Annotated in this window: 26 protein-coding genes; 13 read left to right on the top strand and 13 right to left on the bottom strand. The window is 62.8% G+C overall.

The features are described 5' to 3' along the window. Positions 1 to 164: 164 nt before the first annotated feature. Together TRIHO_RS09705 and TRIHO_RS09700 are read right to left on the bottom strand one after the other, a co-directional pair. Positions 165 to 1,538 (bottom strand): L-serine ammonia-lyase, encoded by a 1,374-nt coding sequence (locus TRIHO_RS09705; protein WP_068242508.1) that lies wholly within the window; start codon positions 1,536 to 1,538, stop codon positions 165 to 167. After that, positions 1,539 to 2,291 carry a glutathione S-transferase family protein gene (locus TRIHO_RS09700; RefSeq protein ID WP_068242506.1) on the bottom strand — a complete coding sequence of 251 codons (753 nt, stop codon included), beginning with the start codon at positions 2,289 to 2,291 and terminating at the stop codon, positions 1,539 to 1,541. A gap of 296 nt (positions 2,292 to 2,587) precedes the next feature. Here TRIHO_RS09700 and rpiA point away from each other — a divergent pair, with 296 nt between their 5' ends. The 7 genes from rpiA (at position 2,588) to TRIHO_RS09665 (ending at position 9,981) form a co-directional block, all read left to right on the top strand. Beyond that, positions 2,588 to 3,376, top strand: a complete 789-nt coding sequence (gene rpiA / locus TRIHO_RS09695) for a ribose-5-phosphate isomerase RpiA (RefSeq protein ID WP_068242503.1) — start codon at positions 2,588 to 2,590, stop codon at positions 3,374 to 3,376. Positions 3,377 to 3,652: 276 nt separating this feature from the next. Continuing rightward, positions 3,653 to 5,008, top strand: a complete 1,356-nt coding sequence (gene gor / locus TRIHO_RS09685) for a glutathione-disulfide reductase (RefSeq protein WP_068242497.1) — start codon at positions 3,653 to 3,655, stop codon at positions 5,006 to 5,008. A gap of 108 nt (positions 5,009 to 5,116) precedes the next feature. After that, a complete protein-coding gene (hflK, locus tag TRIHO_RS09680; RefSeq protein ID WP_068242494.1) occupies positions 5,117 to 6,271 on the top strand; it encodes an FtsH protease activity modulator HflK in 1,155 nt (384 codons plus the stop codon). Continuing rightward, the gene (gene hflC / locus TRIHO_RS09675; RefSeq protein WP_068242491.1) at positions 6,271 to 7,173 is read left to right on the top strand and encodes a protease modulator HflC; all 903 of its coding nucleotides are present in this window, start codon (positions 6,271 to 6,273) and stop codon (positions 7,171 to 7,173) included. The genes hflK and hflC overlap by 1 nt, the downstream gene beginning before the upstream one ends. A 391-nt stretch (positions 7,174 to 7,564) precedes the next feature. Continuing rightward, positions 7,565 to 7,972, top strand: a complete 408-nt coding sequence (locus tag TRIHO_RS23705) for a hypothetical protein (protein WP_131811193.1) — start codon at positions 7,565 to 7,567, stop codon at positions 7,970 to 7,972. A 216-nt stretch (positions 7,973 to 8,188) separates the two neighbouring features. Further along, positions 8,189 to 9,499 carry an SDR family oxidoreductase gene (locus TRIHO_RS09670; protein ID WP_068242487.1) on the top strand — a complete coding sequence of 437 codons (1,311 nt, stop codon included), beginning with the start codon at positions 8,189 to 8,191 and terminating at the stop codon, positions 9,497 to 9,499. Then, positions 9,499 to 9,981 carry a DUF2269 family protein gene (locus TRIHO_RS09665; protein WP_082705090.1) on the top strand — a complete coding sequence of 161 codons (483 nt, stop codon included), beginning with the start codon at positions 9,499 to 9,501 and terminating at the stop codon, positions 9,979 to 9,981. Before TRIHO_RS09670 ends, TRIHO_RS09665 begins: the two co-directional genes overlap by 1 nt. Before the next feature lie 245 nt (positions 9,982 to 10,226). Here the strand turns inward: TRIHO_RS09665 and TRIHO_RS09660 are convergent, their stop codons facing one another. After that, positions 10,227 to 10,961 (bottom strand): flavodoxin family protein, encoded by a 735-nt coding sequence (locus TRIHO_RS09660; RefSeq protein WP_232367755.1) that lies wholly within the window; start codon positions 10,959 to 10,961, stop codon positions 10,227 to 10,229. Here TRIHO_RS09660 and TRIHO_RS23235 point away from each other — a divergent pair. Continuing rightward, the gene (locus TRIHO_RS23235) at positions 10,921 to 11,325 is read left to right on the top strand and encodes a winged helix-turn-helix transcriptional regulator (protein ID WP_332307214.1); all 405 of its coding nucleotides are present in this window, start codon (positions 10,921 to 10,923) and stop codon (positions 11,323 to 11,325) included. The two genes, TRIHO_RS09660 and TRIHO_RS23235, sit on opposite strands and share 41 nt — an antisense overlap. Here TRIHO_RS23235 and TRIHO_RS09650 read toward each other — a convergent pair. The 3 genes from TRIHO_RS09650 to TRIHO_RS09640 are packed head-to-tail and all read right to left on the bottom strand — an operon-like array spanning position 11,291 to position 14,200. Further along, complete coding sequence (locus TRIHO_RS09650) at positions 11,291 to 12,574, bottom strand: TRAP transporter large permease (protein ID WP_068242475.1); 1,284 nt, start codon at positions 12,572 to 12,574, stop codon at positions 11,291 to 11,293. The genes TRIHO_RS23235 and TRIHO_RS09650 overlap by 35 nt on opposite strands. After that, on the bottom strand, positions 12,561 to 13,154 hold the full coding sequence (locus TRIHO_RS09645) for a TRAP transporter small permease (protein ID WP_068242472.1): 594 nt from the start codon (positions 13,152 to 13,154) through the stop codon (positions 12,561 to 12,563). The genes TRIHO_RS09650 and TRIHO_RS09645 overlap by 14 nt, the downstream gene beginning before the upstream one ends. Positions 13,155 to 13,162: 8 nt before the next feature. Then, the gene (locus TRIHO_RS09640; RefSeq protein ID WP_068242519.1) at positions 13,163 to 14,200 is read right to left on the bottom strand and encodes a TRAP transporter substrate-binding protein; all 1,038 of its coding nucleotides are present in this window, start codon (positions 14,198 to 14,200) and stop codon (positions 13,163 to 13,165) included. Between the two features lie 421 nt (positions 14,201 to 14,621). On the opposite strand from TRIHO_RS09640, the gene TRIHO_RS09635 reads away from it, so the two are divergent. After that, complete coding sequence (locus tag TRIHO_RS09635) at positions 14,622 to 15,551, top strand: LysR family transcriptional regulator (protein WP_068242469.1); 930 nt, start codon at positions 14,622 to 14,624, stop codon at positions 15,549 to 15,551. Positions 15,552 to 15,619: 68 nt separating this feature from the next. On the opposite strand, the gene TRIHO_RS09630 is transcribed toward TRIHO_RS09635, so the two are convergent. Together TRIHO_RS09630 and TRIHO_RS09625 are read right to left on the bottom strand one after the other, a co-directional pair. Next, on the bottom strand, positions 15,620 to 16,687 hold the full coding sequence (locus TRIHO_RS09630; RefSeq protein ID WP_068242466.1) for an alpha/beta hydrolase family protein: 1,068 nt from the start codon (positions 16,685 to 16,687) through the stop codon (positions 15,620 to 15,622). Between the two features lies 1 nt (position 16,688). Continuing rightward, positions 16,689 to 17,294: a TetR/AcrR family transcriptional regulator gene (locus TRIHO_RS09625; protein ID WP_068242463.1), complete on the bottom strand. Its 606-nt coding sequence runs from the start codon at positions 17,292 to 17,294 to the stop codon at positions 16,689 to 16,691. Positions 17,295 to 17,442: 148 nt separating this feature from the next. Between TRIHO_RS09625 and TRIHO_RS09620 the strand changes: the two genes are divergently transcribed. Both TRIHO_RS09620 and TRIHO_RS09615 read left to right on the top strand, forming a co-directional pair. Further along, positions 17,443 to 18,318 carry a sterol desaturase family protein gene (locus TRIHO_RS09620; protein WP_068242460.1) on the top strand — a complete coding sequence of 292 codons (876 nt, stop codon included), beginning with the start codon at positions 17,443 to 17,445 and terminating at the stop codon, positions 18,316 to 18,318. A gap of 565 nt (positions 18,319 to 18,883) precedes the next feature. Beyond that, positions 18,884 to 20,380 carry a Do family serine endopeptidase gene (locus TRIHO_RS09615; RefSeq protein ID WP_068242457.1) on the top strand — a complete coding sequence of 499 codons (1,497 nt, stop codon included), beginning with the start codon at positions 18,884 to 18,886 and terminating at the stop codon, positions 20,378 to 20,380. A 380-nt stretch (positions 20,381 to 20,760) separates the two neighbouring features. Here TRIHO_RS09615 and TRIHO_RS09610 read toward each other — a convergent pair whose 3' ends face one another. Together TRIHO_RS09610 and TRIHO_RS09605 are read right to left on the bottom strand one after the other, a co-directional pair. Beyond that, positions 20,761 to 21,429 (bottom strand): Crp/Fnr family transcriptional regulator, encoded by a 669-nt coding sequence (locus TRIHO_RS09610; RefSeq protein ID WP_068242454.1) that lies wholly within the window; start codon positions 21,427 to 21,429, stop codon positions 20,761 to 20,763. A 219-nt stretch (positions 21,430 to 21,648) separates the two neighbouring features. Further along, positions 21,649 to 22,251, bottom strand: coding sequence for a peptidoglycan-binding domain-containing protein (locus TRIHO_RS09605; protein WP_165595901.1), 603 nt, complete (start codon positions 22,249 to 22,251; stop codon positions 21,649 to 21,651). Positions 22,252 to 22,528: 277 nt separating this feature from the next. On the opposite strand from TRIHO_RS09605, the gene TRIHO_RS09600 reads away from it, so the two are divergent. Together TRIHO_RS09600 and TRIHO_RS09595 are read left to right on the top strand one after the other, a co-directional pair. Beyond that, the gene (locus TRIHO_RS09600; RefSeq protein ID WP_068242451.1) at positions 22,529 to 22,852 is read left to right on the top strand and encodes a 2Fe-2S iron-sulfur cluster-binding protein; all 324 of its coding nucleotides are present in this window, start codon (positions 22,529 to 22,531) and stop codon (positions 22,850 to 22,852) included. A gap of 74 nt (positions 22,853 to 22,926) precedes the next feature. Next, on the top strand, positions 22,927 to 23,634 hold the full coding sequence (locus tag TRIHO_RS09595; RefSeq protein WP_068242513.1) for an FG-GAP repeat domain-containing protein: 708 nt from the start codon (positions 22,927 to 22,929) through the stop codon (positions 23,632 to 23,634). A 9-nt stretch (positions 23,635 to 23,643) separates the two neighbouring features. Here TRIHO_RS09595 and TRIHO_RS09590 read toward each other — a convergent pair whose 3' ends face one another. From TRIHO_RS09590 to purD, 3 genes are all read right to left on the bottom strand, one after another. Further along, a complete protein-coding gene (locus TRIHO_RS09590; protein WP_068242449.1) occupies positions 23,644 to 24,528 on the bottom strand; it encodes a bestrophin family protein in 885 nt (294 codons plus the stop codon). A gap of 152 nt (positions 24,529 to 24,680) precedes the next feature. Further along, a complete protein-coding gene (locus TRIHO_RS09585; protein ID WP_232367754.1) occupies positions 24,681 to 25,160 on the bottom strand; it encodes a GNAT family N-acetyltransferase in 480 nt (159 codons plus the stop codon). Continuing rightward, positions 25,157 to 26,194: phosphoribosylamine--glycine ligase (purD, locus tag TRIHO_RS09580; RefSeq protein WP_068242446.1), on the bottom strand; the 1,038-nt coding region annotated here is incomplete at its 5' end. The genes TRIHO_RS09585 and purD, both read right to left, overlap by 4 nt.

Raw genomic sequence — 26,194 nt, 5'->3', positions numbered from 1 at the left:
CCCCTGCGGGGCGCGCGCCGCGCCGGGCCCAACCGGAGGGGCCGCTTTTCAAAGCGGCGCAGTCGGGCGGGAGCGCGCCCGCTCAAAGGCAGATCCCTGCCGCGGGCCGATCAATGGAAGTCTATGTGGATGTCAAGCTGCCGGACTGCGGCGGGGGGGCGCGCTCAGCAATTGGGCACGTTCACGGCCAGCCCGCCAAGCGATGTTTCCTTGTAGTTCTCGTGCATGTCAGCACCGGTCTGGCGCATTGTCTCGATCACGGCGTCCAGCGGCACAAAGTGGCGACCGTCGCCGCGCAGCGCGAGAGAGGCCGCCGAGACGGCCTTGATCGCGCCAAGGCCGTTGCGTTCGATGCAAGGCACCTGCACCAGCCCCTTGACAGGGTCACAGGTCATCCCGAGGTGATGTTCCAGCGCAATTTCGGCGGCGTTCTCGACCTGCACGACGCTGCCGCCCATGACAGCGCAGAGCCCGGCCGCGGCCATTGCGGCAGCAGAGCCTACCTCGGCCTGGCACCCTGCCTCGGCACCGGAGATCGAAGCGTTGTATTTGACCAGTCCGCCTATGGCGGCGGCGGTCAGCAGGAAGTCTTCGATCTGGCGCTCGGACGCCCCCGGCACGTGGTCCAGATAATAGCGCAGCACCGCCGGCAACACCCCGGCCGCGCCGTTGGTGGGGGCGGTGACCACCTGACCGCCGGCGGCGTTTTCCTCGTTCACCGCCATGGCATAGACGCTCATCCAGTCGTTGATCGTGTGCGGCGCGCTCTGGTTCAGCCCGCGTTCGGCCAGCAGCGCGTCGTGGATGCCCTTGGCGCGGCGGCGCACTTTGAGGCCGCCGGGCAGGATGCCATCCCGCTCCAGCCCACGGTTGATGCAGTCGTTCATCACCTGCCACAGGCGGGCGGTGCCCCGCGCGAGGCTTTGTTCGCAGCCGCGCGAAACCTCGTTGGCGCGTTTCATCTGGGCGATGGTCAGGCCGGAGGACGCGGCCATGTCGAGCATTTCCACGGCGGATTTGAACGGGTAGGGCACCGGGGCTCCGTCGTCCGTTGCCTTGCCCTGGGCCAGCTCTTCTTCGGTCAGCACGAAGCCTCCGCCCACCGAATAGAACACCTGCCGCAGGGTGACGTCGCCCTGGCCATCGGTGGCCATCAGCACCATGCCGTTGGCGTGGCCGGACAGGGTGTGGTCGTAGTCAAAGACCAGATCGGCCTTGGGATCGAATTGCAGCGAACCGAGATCCTCCAGCGTGATCCGGCCCGTCCTGGTAATCTCGGCCAGCACCGCCTCGGCCTTTTCGCTGTCATAGGTGTCGGGGCGGAAACCTGCGAGGCCAAGGATGGCGGCGCGGTCGGTGGCATGACCAACCCCGGTGAAGGCCAGCGAGCCGTGCAGCGAGACGCGCAGGCCGCGGAAGGCGAAGGGCGAGGCGCGCATCATGTCGAGAAAACGCGCAGCAGCCACCATTGGTCCCATGGTGTGCGAGGAGGAGGGGCCAATGCCCACCTTGAACATGTCAAAGACGGAGAGAAACATCTAGGTGGCGGATCCTTCTGGAGGCGTGGCGAGAACAGGGTTGGAAAAGGGCGTCGGCCCCAGACCTTCGGCCTGCTGGGCGGCTTTGGTGCTGGCGCGGGTCTCGGCCTTTTGACAGACCGCAAGAAGCGCGGGATGGACTGCAAGGTCGAACCAGCGCTCGGCGTCGGCGGCGGTCGACCCGTCGGCGCGGGGCGGGTTGGCATAAAGCTGGCACCAGCGCATCAGGCAGGGCAGGTAAAGATCCAGCAGGGTGGCAGACTCCGCGCCGGCCAGTCCGGGGGTACTCTGCAGGGCGTGTTCCAGAATGACAAGGTCGGCGCGCAGGCGGCCCCGCAGCACCTGCCGCAGCTTGGCCTGATCGGCCGCGTCGTCGCCGATCAGTTTCTCCGGATAGAAGTAGCCGCGCAGATCCATGTGCAGGGTGTTGGAGGTCCAGAACAGCCAGGTCAGGAATGTGCCGCGCCCGGCGGCCTCGGGCGCAGGGGCAAGACGCCCGCCCCGATCGGGGCGATCCTTCCGGTCCGCCAGCCACAACAGGATAGCTGCGGTTTCAAACAGAACCCCCTCCGGGGTTTCGAGCACCGGAATGGTGCCATTGGGATTGAGACGCAGATAGGCGGGGCTGCGCTGTGCCTGCGCGCTTCGGTCAACCAGCACGGTGCTGTAGGGCAGGCGCAGCTCTTCCAGCGCCAGGCGCACGATCAGCGAGGCATTGTCCGGAGCATAGTGAAGGCGATAGGGCAGGGTCATGGGGCGATCCTACGGCAGTGGCGGCCAGAGAAGAGGTTCAATTGCGACGTTTCCGATAGGAAACGCGCGCCTGCCACCCTAGAGAAATCCACGTTGGTTCCAACCCCCGATCTTGGCCCGGATCAGAGGTGTTTCGCTTCGGGCTTTGCCCGAAGCGACCGGCGCGGCGCGGGCCTGCGGCCCGCGCCGCGCCACCCCCATTCGGCCCTCGCCGGGGGCGGGCAAAACATCTATGGTCGCGGTAAACCGCAGGGTCCGGCCTTGCGCCTCTCACAACTTCCGGAGTGTCAGACGCCATGAGCGGAGAGCTATCCCCTATCGACAAGGCCAAGTTCGTGGCCGCGAAACGTGCCGCCGACATGGTCGAGGATGGTATGCGGGTTGGTCTTGGCACCGGCTCCACCGCCGCCTGGCTGGTGCGTTGCCTGGGCGAGATGGTGCGCGAGGACGGGTTGCGCTTCTCGGGCGTCCCGACCTCGGCCCGCACCGCACAGCTGGCGCGGGAGGTCGGGATAGAGGTGCTGTCGCTTGATGAGGCGCGCTGGCTGGACCTGACCATTGATGGCGCGGATGAATTCGACCGCGATCTGAACCTGATCAAAGGCGGCGGCGGTGCCCTGTTGCAGGAGAAAATCGTCGCCGCTGCCTCGGACCAGATGGTGGTGATTGCCGACAAGGCCAAGGAGGTCGAAAGCCTCGGCGCCTTTCCCCTGCCGATCGAAGTGGTGCCCTTTGGCTGGCAGACCACCCAGGCGCTGGTCGAGGAGACGCTGATCTCGATGGATGTGATGGGGCGGACCTCGACCCTGCGGATGAGCCATTCGTCGCCCTATATCGCCGACGAAGGCAATCATGTCCTCGATCTGCATCTGGTGCGCATCGGCAATCCGCGGCAGCTGGCGCTGATTCTCAACCAGATTCCGGGCGTCGTGGACAATGGGCTTTTTATTGATATCTGCGACACGGTGGTGATCGGTTATGGCGATGGGCGGGTCGAAGTGCGCGATATCAACGAAGGCACCATTGAAACCGACCGCATCGATTTTGTCGAAACCGACAACCTGTTCAAGGACCTGAGCGACTAGCGCCCTGTCGACCGTCGCCGACCCAGCGGGGGAGGAGGGGCGCAGACCGCGCGCAGCGCAAACCGTGCCCCGTTCCTTCTGTGCCCTCCTGGTGGTCCCCCAGCGCCGCGCGCCGCGCGGCAATGCCGTCCCGCGCGCCTTCACGCCGCCGTCACGCATTTGCGACAATCCCGTGATGGGAGATTTCAATCACGCCCTGCGCTTCCCACTTGCGAGACTGGCAATTCACGGCGCGCTGTGTGATACCTCGCGCAAGACCAAAGAAGGGCGACAGAAATGAGCTTTGACTACGATCTCTTTGTCATTGGGGGTGGATCCGGCGGCGTCCGGGCGGCGCGGGTCGCGGCAGCGGGGGGCGCGTCGGTCGCCCTGGCCGAAGAAGACCGCTATGGCGGCACCTGCGTGATCCGGGGCTGCGTACCAAAGAAATTGATGGTCTTTGCCTCCGAATACGCGGGCATGGTCGAAGATGGCCGGGCCTATGGCTGGGATCTGGAAAACAAGGGCTTTGACTGGGATCACTTCAAGAGCAAGCTCAACGCTGAGCTGGACCGGCTCGAAGGGATCTACCGCAATCTGCTGAAAAACTCCGGTGTCCAGAGCTTTGATGCGCGGGCCAAGCTGGTGGATGCCCATACGGTCGAACTGTCCGACGGTGCCCGCAAGACCGCAAAACATATCCTGATCGCCACCGGTGGACGCCCCTGGGTGCCGGACTTCCCTGGCTCCGAACTGGCGATTACATCGAACGAGATGTTCCACCTCGACAGGCTGCCCGACAGCATCCTGATCGTCGGCGGCGGCTATATCGCGTCGGAATTCGCGGGCATCATGAACGGGCTGGGCGTGAAGACCACGCAATTTTACCGCGGCACCCAGATCCTGCGCGGCTTTGACGACGAGGCCCGCACCCTGGTGGCCGAGGAGATGATCCAGTCCGGCATTGACCTCCAGCTGGGCACCAATGTGCTGGAACTGCACAAAGAAGGCGACCAGATCCGGGTCAAGGCGACCAATGGCGAGGAAAGCCTGTTTGATCAGGTGATGTTCGCCACCGGCCGCAAACCGAATGCCGACGATCTTGGGCTGGAGGCGCTGGAGATCGAACGCGGTCGCGGCGGCGAAATCAAAGTCGACGCCTACAGCCAGACGGCGGTGCCGTCGGTCTATGCCATCGGCGATGTCACCGACCGGGTGAACCTGACCCCGGTTGCGATCCGCGAAGGCATGGCCTTTGTCGAAACGGTGTTCAACGGCAACCCGACCAGCCCCGATCACGAGCTGATCCCGACCGCGATCTTCACGCAGCCGGAAATGGGCACCATCGGTCTGTCCGAGGAAGATGCCGCGCAGCAGGAAACCATCGAGGTCTATGCGACCTCCTTCAAACCAATGCAACAAAGCTTTGCCGGACGCGCCCAGCGGGTTCTGATGAAGCTGATCGTCAGCCAGGCCACCCGCAAGGTGCTGGGCTGTCACATTGTCGCCCCCGGCGCGGGGGAGATGATCCAGCTGGCGGGAATTGCCATAAAAATGGGAGCGACAAAAGAAGATTTTGATCGCACTGTAGCCGTTCACCCGACCATGTCGGAAGAATTGGTGACGCTGAAAACCCCGGTGCGGGTTCTCTGAGGCAGCAACGCTGTTTGACGTGGGCTGGCGCTTGATTGTCGAGCGCCCTGACCACAGGTTAGTACACAATACCCGCCGGTTCGGCGGAGGAATATGGATAGGAGACTTATGTCTGGGAACAGTGGTGGCCCCTGGGGGGGCGGCGGTTCTTCCGGCGGCGGCGGAGGCAACCGGGGAAATAACGGTAATGGCGGGGGTGGCGGACGTCGCCCCGAAGACAACCAGATCCCCGAAATCGACGAGCTGGTCAAAAAAGGCCAGGAACAACTGCGCGTCCTGATGGGCGGTCGCGGCGGCGGTGGTCGTGGCGGCTCCGGCGGTGGCGGCGGTACGGGCGGCGGCAACCCGCTGTTCACCAAGGGCGGCGTTGCAATCGGTGCGGCCGTGGCGGCACTGCTCTGGGGGTATGCCAGCTTTTACACCGTCAAGACCGAGGAAAAATCGGTCGAACTGTTTCTCGGCGAGTTCTCCGCCGTGGGAGATCCGGGTCTGAACTTTGCGCCTTGGCCGCTGGTCAGCTACGAGATCGTGCCCGTCAGCGTTGAACAGACCGAAAGCATCGGCGCGGGGTCGCGCGGCAATGATGCGGGCCTGATGCTGACCGGTGATGAAAACATCATCGACGTCGATTTCCAGGTGGTCTGGAACATCACCGCCCCCGATCAATACCTGTTCAACCTGCGCGATCCCAAGGCGACCATTCAGGCGGTGTCTGAATCGGCGATGCGGGAAATCATCGCCCAGTCCGAACTGGCGCCGATCCTCAACCGCGACCGTGGTCTGATCTCGCAACGTCTGGGCGAGCTGATCCAGTCCACCCTCGACAGCTACGGCTCCGGGGTGAACGTGGTCCGGATCAACTTTGACGGTGCCGATCCGCCAGAGCCGGTCAAGGACGCCTTCCGCGAGGTGCAATCCGCCGGACAGGAACGTGACCGTCTGGAAAAGCAGGCCGACGCCTACGCCAACCGCAAACTGGCTTCGGCCCGTGGTCAAGCGGCGCAGACACTGGAAGAAGCTGAAGCCTATCGCGCCCAGGTCGTCAACGAAGCCCAGGGTGAGGCCTCTCGCTTCTCGGCCGTTCTGACAGAATATGAAAAGGCCCCGGAAGTGACCCGCAAACGGCTCTATCTGGAAACCATGGAAGAGGTGCTGGGACGGGTCGACAAGATCATCCTGGACAGTTCCGCCGGTGGCGCTGGTGGTCAGGACGTTGTGCCCTACCTGCCGCTTAATGAAATTCGCCGTTCGGGAGGCAACTGATGAACCGTACCATCATCTCTGTGGTCCTTCTGGCCGCACTTGTTATCGCGGGCCTGTCGTCGCTGTTTATCGTCGACGAACGTGAAAAAGCGCTGGTGATGCGCTTTGGCCGGGTCGTCAACGTGCAGGAAGCGCCGGGTCTGGCGTTCAAACTGCCCTTCATCGACGACGTGGTGAAATACGATGACCGTATTCTCAGCCTCGAAGTCGGCCCGCTTGAAGTCACGCCGCTGGACGATCGCCGCCTGGTGGTCGATGCCTTCGCACGCTATCGGATCACCGATGTGCGTCGCTTCCGCGAAGCGGTCGGTGGGGGCAACGTGGCCGCCGCCGAATCCCGTCTCGACAACATCATGCGGGACCAGACGCGCGAGGTGCTCGGCACCGTCAGCTCCAACGACATCCTGTCGTCGGACCGGGCGGCGCTGATGCTGCGCATTCGCAACGGCGCCATCACCCAGGCCGAAACGCTCGGGCTGGAGGTGATTGACGTGCGTCTGAAACGCACCGATCTGCCGCAGGCGAACCTGGAGGCGACCTTCTCGCGGATGCGGGCGGAACGCGAACGCGAAGCTGCGGATGAAATCGCTCGGGGTGACGAGGCCGCGCAGCGGGTGCGGGCGCTTGCCGACCGGACCGAAGTCGAGTTGGTCTCCGAAGCGGAGCGCGAGGCAGAGGTCATTCGCGGTGAAGCGGATGCGGAACGCAACAACATCTTTGCCGAAGCCTATGGTCGCGACCCGGAATTCTTTGAATTCTATCGCAGCCTGACCGCCTACTCCCGCTCCTTGCAGGCGGGGAACTCCTCGCTGGTGCTGTCGCCTGACAGCGAGTTCTTCAACTATCTGAAGTCCTCGACCGGCAAGGTGGCAGACAGCGCCGCATCGGCGGCGGACGAGTAATCGACCGCTGCGGCCCCATCCGCCTGGCCGGGTGGGGCCGCCGTGGGCGCGGCAGAACCCGCTGGGAATGTTTAACCGGTCAAGCCAGGACCGGTCTCAATGCAGCCCGCGCCAACCGCCTGATCCAACAAAGGCCGCTCCAACGGGGCGGCCTTTTGCATTTCGCACCCGGCGCCAGGCACGCCGAAACCCAGCCACACCCGCCGCCCGTCAATGCGCCGGAACGATCCCCCCCGATGCCAAGCGTTCTAAAATACATGGCGCACGCGCGACCCGCGACCCGTCTGGGGGCGCAATGACCGCTTCGAGCCCAATGCACCGATGCTGCGCGTTGCACGAAGGGCTGCTTATTAAGCCTTTTCCATTTGCTAGGCGTTTGGTAGCAAGGAGTATGAAAAAACAAAAGTTTAAGTATTGGGCTTACGCTGTCCTTATATCGGCCTTTTTTTGTGTGTGGCTGACCGGCATGACAGCTGGATTGATGGCCGGAGCGTGCCGGAATGATCGTTATGAAGGCGCCAAGAAGCTTCGGTTTTGCAATATTTCACTTACCGCGGGTGCTTGGATGAGTTTCTCTTCTCTAGAACGAGCAAAGGGTAGCCGCATCCAAATGGAAAGAGGGATAGCACTGTCTCAGGTAGGAGAACCAGAAAAAGCGCTCAGAGCATTTGACCAAGCCTTGCGCAACGCGCGATCCAGACCGGGACCTTGGGAATGGGAGCTCCACCAGCGAATGCTTCAACTTGAAGACCACAATACGGTTGCGTTGTGGGTGTCGGTCGTTGAAGCGGCAAAATAGGAGGGGCAAGTAGCTTGGATGCTTCCCAAAGCCGTCATTTGAACAACTGCTGCGAAATGGCGCTTCGTCCCGCTTATCGGTCGTAGGTCCCGAAAAACTTCGTTCTGCACCGCCGCAAGTCCGCTTCGAGCCCAACTTGCCGGCGTTCCGCGGTGCAGCTAATGTCCGCCTTGCCAAAATTTGATTTTTTGACGATGCAATCTTGGAACACGCAACGTGACTTACCAGACAAATGACGTCCTCGTGATCGGCGCCTACGGTCTTATCGGCTACGGCATTTCCAGGAGGCTGATCGCGGAAGGCTACAGCGTTACAGGGCTCGGGCGAAACATGCAGGTGGCGCGGCGGGTGTTGTCAGGTATCCCTTGGATCGAACACGATGTCAGCACGCTGTGTGACGAGGCCGAGTGGCGCAGGATTATCACCGGATTTTCGACCGTCGTGAACTGTTCGGGGGCTTTGCAGGATGGCCCCGGCGATGATCTTGAAACGCTTCACCACGATGCTGTTGCGGCTCTTGCAGCGGCGTGTTCTTCTGAAGAGGTCGCCTTGATCCAAATATCGGCGGTGGGTGCCGATCCGCAGGCCTCGACGGCCTTCCTGGCATCCAAGGGCCGAGGCGACGCAGCCATCAGGGCCGCCGGAGGCAAATGGCACATCCTTCGCCCGGGCCTTGTCCTTGCATCGAATGCCTATGGTGGAACGACCATGCTTCGGTTGCTGGCGGCCTTTCCCTTAGTGCAACCGATTGCCGCGCCAGAGGTAAGGATTCAGACTGTATCGCTTGACGATATGGCCTCGACTGTCGTGGCGGCAATGGAAGGCCAGATCCCGGACGGGATGGACCTGGACCTCGTGGAGCCGGAGGTCCATTCGCTTCGTGAGGTCGTGTCGCAGATGCGTCAGTGGCTTGGGTTCTCTCCGGCAAAGTTTGAGATCGCCTTGCCAGGGTTTTGCGTATTTTCTGTTTCGAAATTTGCTGACGCTCTGTCGTGGCTTGGGTGGCGTTCTCCGCTACGCACCACTGCGCTGAAGGTGCTGTCTGAAGGTGTTCTGGCCAAGCCGACAGACCTAGGCACGTTTGGATTGCCTCCGTTCTCGTCACTCGCCGAAACCCTCGGAACAATGCCGGTTGGGGGGCAGGATCGTTTGTTTGCACGAATGACACTGCTTTCGCCCGTCATCATCGCTTGCCTTTGCCTCTTCTGGCTGTCGTCCGGTATTGTCGGAATTGCCCGGGTCAGCGATGCCGCGCTGGTTTTAGAAGATGTGGGGTGGGCTCGGAGCCTGGCTGTCAGCAGCGTGCTCTTTTGGGCGGTTGTCGATATCACCATCGGCGCTGCATTTGCCTTTCGTAGATATGCGCCTTCGGCCTGTTGGGCGGCGGTCGGTGTAAGCCTGTTCTATCTCATGGCCTCGACAGTCACGGTGCCATCCCTTTGGGTTGATCCACTAGGCCCATTGGCTAAGGTAGTGCCTTCGATTATCCTGGCCCTTGTGGCGCGTGCCGCATTGGAGGCACGCTGATGGAATGGGTCGAGTTTATACGGGTCGCGCATGTACTAGGTGCCTGTATTCTGATTGGTACGGGCTCCGGGATCGCATTCTTCATGCTGATGGCACACCAAACATCCGACCCGTCCTTCGTCGCGCAAACGGCGTCGGTTGTGGTCGTGGCCGATACGATCTTCACTGCCACCGCCGCTATCGCGCAACCGATCACCGGGTATCTGTTGATGCAGCACATTGGATGGAGCATCACCGAGGGATGGCTGGCCCTTTCTCTGGCCCTTTATGTCTTCATCGGGCTGTTCTGGCTGCCGGTTGTCTGGATACAGATCAAGATGCGGGACGAGGCCCGTATATCGGTTGAACAGAACATCGCTCTGACACCGCGATACAACCGCCTCTATCGCATCTGGTTTGCCTGTGGAGTTCCCGCGTTCTCCGCTATCGTTGTTTTGCTTTGGCTAATGGTCGCCCGTCCGGATTTTGGCCTTTTGAGGTAAGATCCTTCGCTCGCCGAAAAGCGATGAAAACTGCCCTACGCTCTTCCCTGAAAGCTGTCGTTTATGCGACTGCCGAGAAAGCTCACTTTGGTCCCGCCCAGCAGACCTTGGGCGGCCGAAATTGCTGCGCGACGTTTCGTCATCGCTTTCGGAAATGTAGCGGGGCAGCCATTGGTGTCGGCCTGTCCGCTTGTCGCGCGCGACATAGGCGTTCGGCAGGCCAGGGGGCTGCCGAACGCCTGGGGTCAGGCGGCCTGCGCTCCAGTCCAGCGATGGGCTACAACCGCAACGCGCTCTCCCAGACGTCGCCCGGTTTCCAAGTCGGCAGCGTTGGGTGATTGATCGGGACCATGATCATCCAACGATTGCGTTCCTACGCCGGTGTAAAACCCTGTGCGATTGATCGCGGTGTCATATTCCTGCGAGGACTTGCTGAAACCCGGCTTGAACGCTGGCGGAACCCAGATCATGCCATGCTGGCTGGCCAGGATGAACATCTGGTTCAGCGTTGACGATTTGTCCCCGGCGACTGAGCCTGAGTTTGTAAATCCTGCAGCCAATTTGTCTTTCCAGTCATGATTTGCCCAAACGTGAGACGACGTATCGGCAAATTTCTTAAACTCGGCAGAGGCGGCGCCCATGTAAGTGGGGGCGCCAAAAATGAGCGCATCCGCCGCTTTTAATGTGGTCCAATGTTCGCTCTGCGGTGTGGCGAGTTCCGTGGCGCGAAAGAGACCAGCCTCAGCGCCACCGTCGCGAACGCCAACCGCAACCGATTGTGCAAGCCGTTCGGTGTGACCGTATCCGGAATGGTAAATAATAGCGACGTTGATCATGATTTCTCCTTGTGGCTGAGATCCTTTCAACTCGATACAGGCATTGATAACTTGCAGGATAGTACGCACCTTTTGGTGCCTATCAAAAAGATCGGAGGCGTGCATGGGCACAGCGAAAAACGACACCCTTTGTATGCCGGCCATCCAGTTTCCGAGAGACTGTCCGTCAAGACAACTGATCGAACTTTTGGCCGATAAGTGGAAATTGCTCCTCGTTCACTGTCTGGCTGACGGAGAGCGGCGCAATGGTGAGCTTAAGAGGGCTGCCGAGGGGATCAGTCAAAAGATGCTCACCCAAACGCTTCGGGCGTTGGAGCGGGACGGCTTTGTAAGCCGCCGCGACTATGGTGAGGTGCCCCCACGCGTCGGGTACACCCTTACGCAGCTGGGGGAATCCTTGCGCAAAGAGTTGCTGCGATTGAGCGACTGGGGCCTTCGCCACTTTGACGAGATCGCGAAAGCGCGCTCGGACTTTATCCGTTCAGAACCCCTGGGAACACCGAGATGACGCCGACAACCAGCAGGATACAAACCAGAAACGGCAGAACCCCCAGGATCACGGTGCCGACATGGCCGCGTCCACGCACACTTTGGGTGACATAGAGGTTCATCCCCACCGGCGGGGTGATCAGCGCAAGCTCGCACATCAACACGAGGAAGATCCCGAACCAGACGCTGTCGTAGCCCAGTAGCGTCACCACCGGCAGCACGATCGGGATGGTGGCGATCATCATCGCCAGCGCATCCAGGAAGCACCCCAGCACCATGTAGAGCACGACCAGCAGAAGGATCATCGTCAGCGGTGCCACATCGAGCGAAGCGACGAAGTTCGAGACCTGTCCGGGAACCCCGAGAACGCCGAGAATGAAGTTCAGGTAGAAGGCCGCGACAAGGATCAACAGCGTCATCCCCGTGGTGGTTACCGTCGACAGCATCGCCTCGCGCAGCATCCGCCAGTTCAGCGACCGATAGAAGGCGGTCAGCGCAAAGGCGGCGATGACGCCGACGCCTGCGGCCTCGGTGGGGGTGGCAAACCCAAGATAGATCGAGCCCATGACGAGGATGAATATCAAGATCGGCGGCAGCAGATCGACAAGGCGGCTGCGCCGCTCGGCCCAGGGGGCAAGCCGCTCGGGGCGACCCGCGATCTTCGGGTTGAGAAGGCTCGCGATCACGATCAGCCCCATGAAAGACGCCGCAAGCAGGAGGCCCGGCAGGATGCCCGCGGTGAACAGTGCGCCGATTGAGGTATTGGTGATCGCGCCATAAATGATCAGGTTGATCGAGGGCGGGATCAGAATGCCGAGCGTCGCGCCCGAGGCGACGCTACCTGCGACCCAGGCCTCGTCGTAATTCTGGCGCCGGAAGGTCGGAAAGGCGACCGTGCCGATGGTGGCGGCCGTCGCCACCGAAGAGCCCGAGATTGCCGCGAAAACGGTCGACGCCACGATATTGGTGTGCAGAAGCCCGCCAGGGAGGGGCCGGGTCCAGTCGGCCAGCGCGCGATACATCCGTTCGGTCACACCGCCCCGCACAAGGATTTCACCCATCAGCACGAACAGCGGGATTGCCACCAGCAGGAAATTGTTCAGCGTGCCCCACATCATGGTCCCGAAGGGCCGCAGCATGGCATCGCCAAAAAAGACATAGGCACCCAGCACAGAAACCAGAAACAGGGCCGAGGCAATATGCAGGCCGATCACCAGCAAGACCAACAGCAGCCCAAAGCCCAGAGCCGCCCCTTCAATCCCGAGCATCTTCGGTCCTTTCCATATCGACGTAGTGGCCGACTTCCTCATCGACCGTGGGCGGGCCGTAGACCCGCGACACCGCCGCCTGTTTGGTGAGCAGAAGCAGCAGAGCATGCGCGGTGGTCACGCAGGCGGTGAGGGCAAAGAACCCCATGCCAGCAACCCAGACCACTTGCGGGATCCAGAGCGGGGTCTGCAGGGGCGTGTTGGTGATCGACCCGAAACGCAGCGTCTCGCGGAATTCCCCCAGCGCATGCCAGGCGAGAAAGATCGCAAAACCCGCCATCGTTGCCTGCGCGAGGACATGCAGCATGTCCTGCACAGTCTTCGGGAAGAACCGGAAGAAGAGGTCGATCCTGGGATGTCCTCGGCGCAAAAGCGTCAGCGACATGCCGAGCGAGCCGACAAAGGCCAGCACATAGCCGCCGATCTCGTCGGTGCCCTGGATCGAAACGGCCAGAACCTCGCGCCCGAAGATATCCACGCTGATCAGCACGGCGAGGATCGCGATGGCCACGCCCGCGCCGAGCGCGAGCATGGCGGCGATCTGTTCAAGCCGGTGCAGGAGCAAAGGCTGATCCAACATGGCCCGTGTCACTCGATGGTCAGGCCGCGCGCGGCGCCGACCGTCTCATTCCAGATGCTCGTGCAGCCGGGATAGGAGGATTCGCAGGTCGCAGCCCACTCCGGGAGGATCTTGGACACCGCGATCTCGGCCACCTGGGCCTTGTCGTCATCCGACACCGGCACCAACGTCATGTCATATGAGGTGTAAATGCCGTCCTCGGGGCAGTCGCCACCGGTCGAACAGGCCTGCGCGGTGTCATTGGTGGAGGTGGCAACGTTCCAGAGTTCGGCTTCCATCGCGGCCATGGCCTTGTCAAAGCCCGCCCGATCTTCGGCGCTCAGCCCGTTCAGCCAGGCCAGATTGACCACATGCGCCTGCACCGAGCCGGACACCGAGAGCGGGTAGAGATGGGTCGTCACCTCCGGCCACTTGCCCGAGTTCGACGAGGTCGGCGAGGTCACACCGCAAGAGGCGACACCGCGCTGCAACGCGGGATAGACCTCGGGGAAGGACAGCGTGACCGGCGTCGCACCGAGGTTTTCCAATAGCGTCGACATCGACGCGGTGAAGGACCGCACCTTCAGCCCCTTGAGGTCTGCCAGCGATGTCATGTCTGAATTGCACAGAAAAACCTGGGGGCCGAAAGGCCAGATCGCCGCCGCCGTCACGCCGAACTTTTCCTCCAGCCGGGCATTGAACACGTCGCGATAGGCATCGACGGCGCCCTTGAGATCGCCCATGTCGGTCGAAACGCCGATCAGGTCGATGCCCTCGAGGAACGGATCGTCCTTTGCCACGCTGCCGACCTGGATCGTTGCCATGTCGAAGGCGCCGGAGCTGATCAGCCGCAGCCCGTCGGCCAGGTTGACACCCAGCGCCTGATATTCGTTGCGGGTGACTGCAAAGCCGTCGCCCTGCAGCGCGTCAAGGGCGGCAATCTCTGCCGGATACTGCGCGCGGCTTGGGTCGCTTTGCGTGATCAGGCGCAGGCTGTCTGCCGATGCAGCGACGCCCACGAGGCAAGCCACCGACGCCAGCAAGGCGGATCGAAACGTGATGAGCATATTGGTTTCCTCATAAATGTGACGTGAATTCATATCGAATGGCTTATGGCAATCGCCCGGGTTGCAACATTTCAATCTGCTGATAGTGCTTATAAGGGATGTGGAAATGGCGTCAGCGCATGTGGTGTTAACATGTTGATTTTGCGTCTGTTTTGATGATAGTCGTTTCTGCTCTGCGCAGCGAGCCATCTTGCACCTTCAGCGGGCATGCCGCTGGATATGCCCGAAAACAGAGCGAAAGTGCCTCAGTAACACGAAAATCAGGCAGGAAATGAACGCACTTTGCCGCGAACATGGCGCATAGGGGCGCCTGATCGTGTCGAACCCTTTCCCGCCTCTTTGGAGTGTGGCGGTATTCGTATTTCCGTATAGTGTTATTGGCGACACCCTGAGCTGACAGAGGCTGCACCGCGGACCGCCAATGCAACAAAACCCCCTGAATGGCCATCTCCTGAACGCCTTGATCACCCTTCTGGACGAAGAATCGGTGACCCGTGCGGCGAGCCGACTGAACCTGTCCCAACCAGCGGCGAGCCTGCTTCTGAAACAGCTGCGCGAGATCTTTCAGGATCCGCTACTGGTCCGGTCCGGCGGCGGCATGGTCCGGACCGAGCGGGGCAATGATCTGCGCGCCGCCGCGAAGCGGATGCTGCAGGATCTCGACCATCTGCTGGTCAGCCCCACCGACTTCGATCCCTCGATCAGTCGCGCCACCTTCACGATTGCGATGCCGGACCACATCCTGCCCATGATGTTCAATGGCGTCATGCAAGAGTTCCGTCGCCAGGCCCCGCTGGCGAAACTGATGATCCGCGCGCTCGGTCCCGATTTCGACTTCGAGGGGGCGCTGGCCTCGGGCACCGCGGATATCGTGATTTCCAACTGGCCGACGCCGCCTGACTATCTCAAGATGTCACCGCTGTTCGAGGACGAATTCGTCTGTCTCGTGGACCGGGACCACCCCTTCACGAAAAAGCCGCCGAGCTTGCAGGACTACCTTGGGGCCGGCCATGTCGCGCCGGGGGACTATGCGATCCGCCATCGTGGCGTGGTCGAGACCTATCTTTCGGAAATCAACCTGACCCGGGATCGCTGCGTGGTGGTCGGATATTTCTCGATGGCCCCCTATCTGGTGCCGGGGACCGACCTTGTCTTCACCGTGACCCGCCGCTTTGCCGAGCACTATGCAGCGATCCTGCCGCTGACCATCGTGGCCTCTCCCGTCATCTATCCGCCGGTCAGGTTCTACCAGCTTTGGCACGAACGGGTGCAGCATTCGCCGATGCACCGCTGGCTGCGCCATCTTGTCGGCTCGATGAAGCGATTGAACCGCGATCTGACCCTGACCTAAGAAGACCCTATTCCAGGCCCGCCGCGCCGGCTGGCCCGCCGTCTGGGGGACCGGCGCGGCGCACCATATCATGGTGCCCGCCCGGCGACATCGTTGATCCAGCCTGTCACGATTTCCAGTACATCCCCTTCATATGCATTGCGGCCGGACAGGATAAACCTTGCCTGGGCCGTGCGTGGCCATTGCCCGGGCAGCTGATAGTTGTACCGGTCCGCCGACAGCAGAGCGTGCGTGGCGTTCGGCACAAGGTGAAACTGGCTTCGCGGGTGCACGCCGTTCAGCAGCGACCTGTAGACCGACACCGTGTCCCGTGCGTCCGCGTTCAGGTCCTCCTCCCCGGAAATCACCAGCACCGTCAGGGTCAGTTCGGCAATGGGGGCGCGGGCATCTTCCTGAGCGTTTTTCCGGACAAACCGGAACCTGTCTTCGGAGAGGATCCGCGCCTCTGCCCGCCCAGCGGCACGTTGCGCCGCAAGATAGGCCTCATATGTCCTGCTCCCCTCGAACCAGTCGCGGTTTTCCACCGCTTGTCGGGCCAGTTCTGCCTCGATCGCGGCAGGGGGCTGGCCGTCGTTCTGCATCCGGCGGATCGCGGCGTACCGGCCCTGGGCCTGCCAGTTGATCGCGCCGCCCATCAGGACCAGGAACGACGCCTCGTCTGTCAACGTCGGCACACGCGGCAGAACCCAGCCCGCTTGCGAAAACCCAAGCAGACCGATGGGGCGATCCTCCATGCCCGGCAGCTGCCGCAGTGCCGCAAGCGCGGCGGCGGTTTCGCCTGCGCGGTCCGGCATGGATTGGTCCAGCCAGTTGCCGGTCGAGGCGCCGACACCCGGCTTGTCCCAGCTGAACACTGAAATCCCCGCATCAAGCAACGTGTTGACGAGCGGCAGATAACCGCCATCTGCCCACCGGTCCTGCGGTCCGTCTCCATGCACCAGCAACACAACCCCGCCCGCCTCAGACGCGGTGATCAGCGTACCGTCAAGCCTGTGATCGCCGTGGGTAAACGTCACGGGCCGCTGCGCCGCCTGCGGCAGATCGAAATCGCCGATCCGCGATACTGTGAGGACCAGCCCAACAGCGATCAGACCAAGGGCAGCCAGCACAGCCAGCCGAATGAGCCAACGGCCCATATCAGTCCTCCTCTGCCGTCAACGCGTGGCGGACAAAGGACATCAGGGCCTCTGTCTCGCCCTTGCGAGGCTTTTTCCCGGTCAGCCCCACACGCAGGGCAAAGCCCTCGATGGTATCAAGAACCAGACCGGCGCTGACGTCGGCTGGGGTCTTCGTCTGCCCCTGCGCCGCAATCGCCGCTGCCAGCGTTTCGACAAGCATCGCCCGGTTGCCGCTGAAAAGGTCTTCAATGGCCGGGTTGCGCAGGGCCTCTGATGTGATCTCGACCGTCAGAACGGCCGAAACGGGGTCCGCACAATAGGCAAAGTAGGTTTTGACAAACCTGTCAATTGCCTCTTGCGGGTCGGTGCATTCAGCGATCTGTGCCACCACCTCCGACAGGCCCGCCGCGTCAATTTTTGCAATCTCGGCGATCAAGTCGTCACGTCCCGGAAAGTGGTTGTAGAGGTTTCCCACGCTCACCCCGGCCTTTTTCGCGATGTCGCGCATGCCGGTCCGGGCGATGCCCTGGTCGACAAAACACGTGATGGCAGTTTCGACCAGAAGCGCGCGACGGGCGCGTGTGGTTTCCACCCGGTTGGTTCGTTCCGGTCTGTCGTCTTCCATGTTGACCCTATCGCGCAATTCTGTGCATCAGTAATTAAGTGAACGAACGTTCATCGAATCGATATCACGAGCAGGAGCCATTGAAAATGCAAAAGGACAAACTTGCCGGTTCTGCTGACCCCTTCCTGTTCGCCTCTGGAGCTCCGTCATGAGTGTCGAAACCCTCACCACCCTCTTCGAGACATCGTCTTTTCTGGACATCATCGGCGCGGTGTTCCTGATAAATCTCGCTCTCACAGTGGGTGAGGTGATCCTTGATCTGGTGACGAAAAAGGAACGACGCTGGAAAGATACAGCGGCGAATTGCGCGATCTTTGTCGTTGGTCAGGTTCTGGAAGGAACGGTCTTTGCTTCCATCGGTCTCATCGGTCTGCTGCCATTTTATTGGCTAGTGCCATGGGACATTCCAATGGCGTGGTGGTCATGGTCGCTGGCCTTGGTCGCGGCGGATTTCACATACTACTGGCTACACCGGATCGAACATGAACGCCGCATTCTCTGGGCCAGCCACTCCGTTCACCACTCGTCAGAAGACTACAATCTCACGGTCGGGTTCCGGCTGAGCTGGGTCGAGGGTCTGTTCGAGTGGATCTTCCTGATCCCGATGATCCTGCTGGGGTTCAACCCGTTTCAGGCGGTTATTGGCCTTGTTCTGGTGGCACAATATCAGCACTGGATTCATACCGAACGGGTCCACAAGCTGGGTTGGCTGGACGAGGTGTTCAACACGCCGTCGGTTCACCGGGTCCATCACGGGTCGAACCGCACATACCTCGACAAGAACTTTGGCGGCGTCCTGATCGTCTGGGACAAATTGTTCGGCACCTTCCAGCACGAGGAAGAGCCAGTCACCTACGGTCTGACGGAGAAGGTCGAAACCAATAATCCGGTGACAATAAATTTCGTCGAATACCGCAACATACTGCGTGACATGCGCAGGTGCCGCACCTGGGGGGACCGGTTGCGTATCTGTTTCGGTCGGCTGTCGTGGCGCCCGGGCTATTTCAAATCGGACGATGGCTGACAGCCACGCTTTTCGTTCCTGTGCAAACCTCCGTTTGTGGCACGACAGGGTGGCAGGAGACCTTGGCGCTGTCGCAGCGATCTGGGGCGTTGTCCCGTATCGCCGACCTCCATCGCCGCCAGCGTATTGTCCGTCATGGCGCCCGTCGCGCGGGGCGGCGCGTCCTGCGGCGGAGTGTCACCGATGCGGACTTTTTTTCCGGATGATTTGATCTATTGTTCTAACGGCAGATCAGTTCCACCGAAGCCTGGCGATCCTCCTCCGTTGCCGGGTTAGCGGCTCCGTTGCTCTCCTGGTGACGGGGTCGCGCCTCTCCATGGGCGGGTTTCCGCCTGTTGCAGCCGGGTCGCGGTCGCGAAGCCTTCACTCGCCTTCACGTCGAATTGAGGTGACGGCATGGGCCATTGCGACCTTCGGCGCAAACATTACATTGGGCACAGTGTCGCCCATCCCCGAGCGCCCCTGTCGGTGAACCTCCGGCACAGAAGCCAGGGGCAGAGGTTCGCCCTGTTTCTTTGTGACAGGGGTGGGGCGGAGACAGAGTTGACAGGCCAATTCAAGGAGTATGTCCGTGCACTCAACTTCAACTATCAAGGCAGATGCTTTTAGACCCGAACAGGGCGGCTGGCGGCTGTTCTGGCTTGCGGTCCTGGGGACCACCTTTCTGGTCATCCAATCGCTGGCGGCGACCGCGCGGCCAGAAAGCCTCGCGCCCCTGGCGGAAAAGGTCAGCCCGGCGGTGGTCAATATCACCACATCCACCATGGTCGAGGGGCGCACCGGCCCGCAGGGGATTGTGCCCGAAGGCTCCCCCTTCGAGGATTTCTTCCGCGAATTCCAGGACCGCAATGGTGGCGGCAACCGTCCCCGCCGGTCCTCGGCGCTGGGGTCGGGTTTCGTGATTTCCGAAGATGGCTATATCGTCACCAACAACCACGTGATCGACGGCGCCGACGAGATCGAGATCGAGTTTTTCCCGGGGGCGGGCCAGCCGGCCGATCTGCTGCCGGCCACCGTGGTGGGGACCGATCCCAACACCGATATCGCGCTGTTGAAGGTCGAAGCCGCGATGCCGCTGAAATTCGTGAAATTCGGCGACAGCGACAAGGCGCTCGTCGGCGATTGGGTTGTCGCGATGGGTAACCCGCTGGGGCAGGGGTTCTCGCTCTCTGCCGGGATCGTTTCGGCCCGCAACCGGGCGCTGTCGGGCACCTATGACGACTACATCCAGACCGATGCCGCCATCAACCGCGGCAACTCCGGTGGTCCGCTGTTCAACATGGACGGCGATGTGGTCGGTGTGAACACCGCCATCCTGTCGCCCAACGGCGGCTCGATCGGGATCGGGTTCTCGATGGCGTCGAATGTGGTGACCAAGGTTGTTGCCCAGCTGAAGGAATACGGCGAGACCCGCCGCGGCTGGCTTGGCGTGCGCATCCAGGATGTGACCGATGATCTGGCCGAGGCCATCGGGCTGGCCAAGGAAGAAGGCGTCCTGATCACCGATGTGCCCGAAGGCCCGGCCAAAGAGGCCGGTCTGCTGGCGCGCGATGTGATCACCAGCTTTGACGGGTTCGAGGTCAAGGACACCCGCGATCTGGTCCGCCGCGTCGGCGATACCGATGTGGGCAAGACGGTCCGCGTGGTGGTGTTCCGCGATGGCAAGACCGAAACCCTGCGGGTCACCCTGGGGCGGCGCGAGGATGCCGTCGATGGCGACACCTCGGCGACCGGTGACGACAAACTTGCCCCCGACGAGACGGAAAAAGAGCTGCTCGGCCTGACCGTCAGCGCCGTGCGCGACGACATGCGCGAGGAACTGGGCCTGGAACCGGGCTCGGCGGGTCTGGTGATCCTTTCGGTGGATGAAACCTCCGGCGCCTGGGAAAAAGGTCTGCGGGCCGGCGATGTGATCACCGAGGCGGGGCAAACCAAGCTTGCGTCGATCTCCGATCTCGAAGAGCAGATCTCGGCCGCTCAGGACGCCGGACGTAAGTCGCTGTTCCTGATGGTGCGTCGCGCGGGGGAACCCCGGTTCGTGGCGCTGAACCTGGGCGAGTAACCAGACCGCTCCGCGCGTCCCGCGCCGGAGAAACCCACAAGCAGGCCGATCCCAACCTTGGGGTCGGCCTTTGTCATGTCTGCGCGATGATCCCCGGTCCGGGCAGGGCGGCGGGCCGGGGCGGCCGTCGTCTGCTGTGGCTGCAATGGCCGCAAAAACCAAAAGAGCCATGTGTCGTTAGACACATGGCTCCCGAAGGGACGGACGATCATTGGGATGGACAGGAGAATGACCGCCTTGTGCCCGTTATCCCAGTCCGATGCGGCGATGACTGTGAAGGAGGTCACATTCAGACCGGTTTTTCGCAGGAGACCTCCAAAAAAAGGTTGCGGGGCGGCACCGGGCAGCATGGGGCGGCACCGGGCGGCATGGGCCGGCAGCTAGATGCCTTCGGGATCGGCCAGGACGGCCAATCCGCCCCGGTCCTTCAGCAACAGCCCGCCACGGCTGATCTCGATCAGACCTGCCTTGCGCCAGTTGGACAGAGTTTTGGAAACCGCCTCGCGGGTGGCGCCGACAAATTCCGCCAGCTCCGATTGCGACAGGCTCAGCTGGCCATTGCCATCGGCGGGCGTGAGATACAGCAGTTTGCGCGCCAGCCGCACCGGCATCGGCAGAAATACCTGTTCGTTGAGCTGCGTGTTCATCCAGCGCATCCGCTGGCCGGCCAGTTTCAGCATGTCACCGGCCAGTTCCGGGTGCCGGGTCAGCTGGGCCAGGACATCGCGGTGACGCAGGCGGCGCAGATGGCTGGGTTCCGCCGCCATCGCTGTGGCCGTGCGTTCACCGGGGTCGAACATGGCGATCTCGCCAAAGATCGCTCCGGGACGCATCATGTCCAGCGACAGCTTGCGCCCGGCGGCCGACAGGGTGGAAATCTCCAAGGCGCCAGAGATGATCGCATAAAGCGCATCGCCCTCGTCGCCGCGTTCAAACAGAACATCGCCGGTCTCAAGACGCACATCGGTGGCCTGGCTGTCGAGCATGGCCCTGAGCCGGTCCGAGGCTCCGGAAAGGAAGCTGGAGGCAGGAAGGGGCGCTACGGCCATGGGGCAATCTCCGGCGGGGGCAAGGCTGAAAAAGACAGGTTGTCGAGCAGTTTTTAGGCGTTGCCGCCACGTCGCGCAACCTTGCGGGTGCATTGCGCAAGGGCGACAGGGGAAAACACCCGGAAACGCCCGTCGGATAAGCCGCAATTCATGCGATGTACAGCGGTCGCGCCTGCCTGCCGCCCGCCGTGCCGCCCACTGTGCCGGCCGGGAGAGATGTCATTCGGTCAGCTCGACCGCGCTCAGCCCCAGGCTGCGTGCCGCGCGCAGCGACAAGGTGTCGCTGTCGATCCCCAGCGGGGTCTGATAGGCGCGGATCGCGGCCCGTGTCTCGGCGCTGAGCGCGCCGGTGATCGCGCCACTATAGGTGCCGCGCGCCGCCAGTGCCCGTTGCAGCGAGGCGATGTAATCCGGCGAGAGCGCATGCGGGCAGGGCGTCTGGAAATAGGTTTCCTCGCGCGGGCGGGTGATTTCCTGCCGGGTCTCGCTGGTGAATTTCGCAGGCTCCAGCACCCGGCCATCGGTGGCTTTGACCGCCGGGGCGACCATCACCTGGTCGGTCACCGTCTCCACCCGTGCGGGGACAATGACCGTATCCCAACAGGTGCCCGGCGGCGCGCCCGGCGGTGCGGTGCGCCCGACGCCGGCAAACGGCGGCGGCGGCACGCAGCCCGCCAGAAGCGACAGCAGCGCCAATGAAGGGCCCAACGCCCGCAGCCGCACCTGCGGTCCGACCCGGGACCTGATCCGGATCAGACGGGACGACAGCGGGCGCAGACCCAGGCTGGAAGGGCCGAAGGGCAGGGGAGGCAATGCGGACATCGGCGCGGACAGGTTCCTCGAAAATTCAGGCTCCGGGATCTTTCGCCGGTCCCGGTTGCGCGCGATGCTAGCCGAAATCCGAAGCGGCGCAAAGACAGCTTGGCAGAAAGGCGGCGTCGGGCGGCCCTTTGGCCCCTGATGCCATAGAGCCGGAACAAAAGAAGAATTTCCTTAGGGAAATATCAAGCCCCGTCTGCGATGTCGCAAATGGGGCTGGAACGGCCCTGACGTGGCCGCTACACACGAGGGCGGAGTACCGAAAAAGGGAAGACGGATCATGGCTAAAATCACCTACATCGAGCACAACGGAACAGAACATGTGGTCGACGTGGCCAACGGGCTGACCGTGATGGAAGGTGCGCGCGACAACAATATCCCCGGCATCGAGGCGGATTGTGGCGGCGCCTGCGCCTGTTCGCCCTGCCATGTCTATATCGCGCCGGACTGGGTCGAAAAGCTGCCGCGCAAGGACGACATGGAAGAGGACATGCTGGATTTCGCCTTTGAGCCGGACCCGGCCCGCTCGCGCCTGACCTGCCAGTTGAAGGTGACCGATGCCCTGGACGGGCTGGTCGTGCATATGCCTGAAAAGCAGATCTGATGCGGCGGCGGGGTGTGGCACGGCGTCTGCTGGCTCCTGCCCCGCATCGTTGCGCCCGCCGTGCGAGGCAGGCGTTGAGCCTGGGGCTGGCGCTGGCGGCGCTGGCGCAGGGGGCGGCGGCAGAGATCATCGCGGCCCGCTTTGGCGACGAGACGACGCGCTATCCGCATGGGGTTCTGGGCGACAAGGTCGAATACGCCAGTCTGCGGATCGAGCGCGGCGCGGAGGATGATCCGCCACGGCTGGTTGAGGTGCATCTGCCCCAGGACCGGGTGTTCGAGGATCTCGCGCCGCGGCTCTGGGATGTGACCGGCGACGGCGCGCCCGAGGTCGTGGTGGTGGAAACTGCGGTCGGAGAGGGGGCCCAGCTGGCGGTCTACAACGGCGAGGGTCGCAAGATCGCGCAAACGCCCCATATCGGCCAGACCAACCGGTGGCTGGCGCCGATCGGGGCGGCCGATCTTGACGGTGACGGCCACATCGAGCTGGCCTATATCGACCGGCCCCACCTGGCCAAGACCCTGCGGATCTGGCGGTTCTACTACGGCAAGCTGGAAGAGGTCGCCACCGCGCCCGGTCTGACCAACCATATGATCGGACAGGATTTCATCACATCCGGATTGCGCGATTGCGGCGCGGGGCCGGAGATTGTCACCGTCAATGCCGACTGGTCGCGGATCATGGTGTCGCGTCTTGAGGCAGGCGTGATCCGGCAGCGCGACATCGGCGCCTTTGACGCGACCACCCGGCTTGACGCGGCCCTGGCCTGCGACCTGCTCTAGCTTGCGGCGTCAGCTCAGGTAGTATCCGTCGGGTTGCAGCGGCGCGGGCGCGTCTTCTCCCATTTGCGTCAAGAGCGAGATTTCAATGGTGCGGCACATGGCGTCCAGCGGCAGGCCGTTGACGGTCTTGCCAAAGGGGTTGGACAGCTCCTCGGTGACTTCGGCGAGACCAAAGAACACATATGCCACGATGGCCACGAACAGCGGCGTCATCCAGCCTGCGCCCTCGATCAGCGAAAACGGGAACAGCAGGCAGTACAGATAGGTCGTGCGAAACACCAGCAGCGAATAGACAAAGGGCAGCGGCGTCGCGGCGATCCGTTCGCAGCCCGCCTGCGCCAGGGTGATCGAGCCGATCCGCTCGCTCAGCGCCTTTTTGGCAAATCCGTCCGGGGCATGCGTGACCATATGCCGGGTCATCAGGTCCAGCGCGGCGCAGGGCGGATGCGGCACCGCGCGCAGGTCGTCGCCGTCGTCAAGCCAGGCGTGGCCGGCCTCGTCCTGGCTGAGGCGGCGCAGATTGGCGCGATGCAGGTGGATGAAGGCGAGGGCAAGCCGCAGCGGGCGGCGTTGGTATTCCGCGGGCAGGAACAGCGCCACATCCCGCCCCAGGGCGCGCATATCGGCCACCAGTTGCCCCCAGAGCTTGCGCCCCTCCCACCAGCGGTCATAGGCGGCATTGTTGCGAAACCCCAGAAACAGCGAGAGTGCGACGCCAAAGACCGCAAACGGCGCGGCATTGGTATGGGGCAGGGCGATCATATCGACATCGACCCAGACCAGCAGCGCCGCCAGCGCGGTCAGCACCGCGATGCGCGGCAGAATCCGGGGCAGGACAGAGCCATGGGTGGCAATCAGGAGTTCCAGGAAACCGGGTTTGTGGCGGACAATCATCGGCGGTGCTTTCGTGATGGGATCTGCACCTGTGTTGAGACCACTGCCGCCGGGAACTGTCCAGCCCGCAGACGCCGCCCTGAGGCCGCTCGGCGACCTTGCGGCGTTCCGATCTGCTGCAGGCTGCCGCGTAGACGCGACAACGCCGGCGATCAGGGCGCGGCAGCCAAAGCGCGCTGCAGGGTCAGCGAGGTCGGCCGGTCAAACCCCGGATGCGCCGTGGCGGCGACCTGCACAAAGCCCAGCCGCGCAAAGGTCTGGTGATTCTCCACCAGTTCCACCCGCACCTGCAGCACCAGGGCGCGCAGCTCCCGCGCCCGGGCGCGGGCGTCGGCCAGTTCAACAAGCCGGCGCGCCAGCCCCTGACCGCGACAGGCGGGCGCAACCGCCAGCTTGCCGAGGTTGAGCAAATGGTCTTTCGGTGTCAGCACGACCGCGGCAACGATGGGCGCGCCGATGGCCCAGACCTCGCCGCGATTGCACTGGTCGGCAAGGGTCTCCAGCGTCAGCCGGTGCACCGAGGAGGGCGGATCAATCCGCCCATCCATATCGGCAAAGCAGCGCCGGATCAGGGCAAGGACCTGCCCCAGCGCCGGGTCGTCGGGCCCCAGTCGAAAGGGCCCCGCCGTCACAGCGCGCGCCAGCCGATATCGCGGCGCACGAACCCCTCGGGCCAGTCGATCCGGTCCACCATTGCATAGGCGCGGTCGCGGGCCTCTTGCAGGCTGTCACCGCGCGCGGTCACGTTCAGAACCCGCCCGCCATTGGCCAGGATCCGGCCGCTGTCCGCCTTGGTCCCGGCATGAAAGACCATGTTCATGCTGTCCTCGGGCAGATCGGACAGGCCTTTGATTTCGGACCCTTTTTGATAGCTCCCCGGATAGCCTTCCGCCGCCATCACAACCGTGATCGCGTGATCATCGGCCCAGCTCACCTGCGCCTCGTTCAGCCGTCCTTCGGCCGCGGCCTGCAGCAGGTCCAGCACCTGTCCGCCCAGCCGCATCATCAGCACCTGGCATTCGGGATCGCCAAAGCGCACGTTGTATTCCACCAGGCGCGGCTGGCCGTCCTGGATCATCAGGCCGACGTAGAGAACCCCCTGATAGGGCGTGCCGCGGTCGGCCATCACCTGCATCGTCGGCTGGACGATCTCCGCCATGGCGCGGGCTTCGATTTCGGCGCTCAGCACCGGAGCCGGAGAATAGGCGCCCATGCCGCCGGTGTTGGGCCCGGTGTCGCCTTCACCCACCCGTTTGTGGTCCTGCGCCGAGCCGATCGACAGCACATCGGTGCCATCACAAAGCACAAACAGCGAGGCCTCTTCGCCCTCCATGAATTCCTCGATCACCACCTCGGCGCCGGCCCCGCCAAAGGCGCCGCCGAACATGTCGTCAAGCGCCGACAGCGCCGTCGCCTCGTCCATCGCGACGATCACGCCCTTGCCGGCCGCAAGCCCGTCGGCCTTGACCACGATGGGGGCGCCCATCTTGCGCACATAGGCCTTGGCCGCCTCGACCTCGGTGAAATGCCCGTAACCTGCAGTGGGGGCCCGGGCCGCGTCGCAAACCTCCTTGGTAAAGCTTTTGGAGGCTTCCAGCCGTGCCGCCGCCTCGGAGGGGCCAAAGACCAGCAGACCGGCGGCGCGCAGCCGATCCGCCACCCCGGC

Origin of the sequence: Tritonibacter horizontis (assembly GCF_001518015.1) — a bacterium.
Classification (GTDB): Bacteria; Pseudomonadota; Alphaproteobacteria; order Rhodobacterales; family Rhodobacteraceae; genus Epibacterium; species Epibacterium horizontis.
Note: the sequence above shows the minus strand (reverse complement) of the source record. Positions and strands in the feature narration are given on the sequence as shown.

Bases quoted from the DNA above. Each gene is read 5' to 3' on its own strand.
- TRIHO_RS09610 (WP_068242454.1), bottom strand. From the start codon at position 21,429: ATGGCCGTAGCGCCCCTTCCTGCCTCCAGCTTCCTTTCCGGAGCCTCG.
- TRIHO_RS23235 (WP_332307214.1), top strand. From the start codon at position 10,921: ATGGGCACAGCGAAAAACGACACCCTTTGTATGCCGGCCATCCAGTTT.
- gor (WP_068242497.1), top strand. From the start codon at position 3,653: ATGAGCTTTGACTACGATCTCTTTGTCATTGGGGGTGGATCCGGCGGC.
- TRIHO_RS09645 (WP_068242472.1), bottom strand. From the start codon at position 13,154: ATGTTGGATCAGCCTTTGCTCCTGCACCGGCTTGAACAGATCGCCGCC.
- TRIHO_RS09600 (WP_068242451.1), top strand. From the start codon at position 22,529: ATGGCTAAAATCACCTACATCGAGCACAACGGAACAGAACATGTGGTC.
- TRIHO_RS09620 (WP_068242460.1), top strand. From the start codon at position 17,443: ATGAGTGTCGAAACCCTCACCACCCTCTTCGAGACATCGTCTTTTCTG.
- TRIHO_RS09590 (WP_068242449.1), bottom strand. From the start codon at position 24,528: ATGATTGTCCGCCACAAACCCGGTTTCCTGGAACTCCTGATTGCCACC.
- TRIHO_RS09665 (WP_082705090.1), top strand. From the start codon at position 9,499: ATGGAATGGGTCGAGTTTATACGGGTCGCGCATGTACTAGGTGCCTGT.
- TRIHO_RS09635 (WP_068242469.1), top strand. From the start codon at position 14,622: ATGCAACAAAACCCCCTGAATGGCCATCTCCTGAACGCCTTGATCACC.
- TRIHO_RS09625 (WP_068242463.1), bottom strand. From the start codon at position 17,294: ATGGAAGACGACAGACCGGAACGAACCAACCGGGTGGAAACCACACGC.
- rpiA (WP_068242503.1), top strand. From the start codon at position 2,588: ATGAGCGGAGAGCTATCCCCTATCGACAAGGCCAAGTTCGTGGCCGCG.
- hflK (WP_068242494.1), top strand. From the start codon at position 5,117: ATGTCTGGGAACAGTGGTGGCCCCTGGGGGGGCGGCGGTTCTTCCGGC.
- hflC (WP_068242491.1), top strand. From the start codon at position 6,271: ATGAACCGTACCATCATCTCTGTGGTCCTTCTGGCCGCACTTGTTATC.
- TRIHO_RS09605 (WP_165595901.1), bottom strand. From the start codon at position 22,251: ATGTCCGCATTGCCTCCCCTGCCCTTCGGCCCTTCCAGCCTGGGTCTG.
- TRIHO_RS09615 (WP_068242457.1), top strand. From the start codon at position 18,884: ATGTCCGTGCACTCAACTTCAACTATCAAGGCAGATGCTTTTAGACCC.
- TRIHO_RS09640 (WP_068242519.1), bottom strand. From the start codon at position 14,200: ATGCTCATCACGTTTCGATCCGCCTTGCTGGCGTCGGTGGCTTGCCTC.
- TRIHO_RS09700 (WP_068242506.1), bottom strand. From the start codon at position 2,291: ATGACCCTGCCCTATCGCCTTCACTATGCTCCGGACAATGCCTCGCTG.
- TRIHO_RS09660 (WP_232367755.1), bottom strand. From the start codon at position 10,961: ATGGCCGGCATACAAAGGGTGTCGTTTTTCGCTGTGCCCATGCACGCC.
- TRIHO_RS09705 (WP_068242508.1), bottom strand. From the start codon at position 1,538: ATGTTTCTCTCCGTCTTTGACATGTTCAAGGTGGGCATTGGCCCCTCC.
- TRIHO_RS09630 (WP_068242466.1), bottom strand. From the start codon at position 16,687: ATGGGCCGTTGGCTCATTCGGCTGGCTGTGCTGGCTGCCCTTGGTCTG.
- TRIHO_RS23705 (WP_131811193.1), top strand. From the start codon at position 7,565: ATGAAAAAACAAAAGTTTAAGTATTGGGCTTACGCTGTCCTTATATCG.
- TRIHO_RS09650 (WP_068242475.1), bottom strand. From the start codon at position 12,574: ATGCTCGGGATTGAAGGGGCGGCTCTGGGCTTTGGGCTGCTGTTGGTC.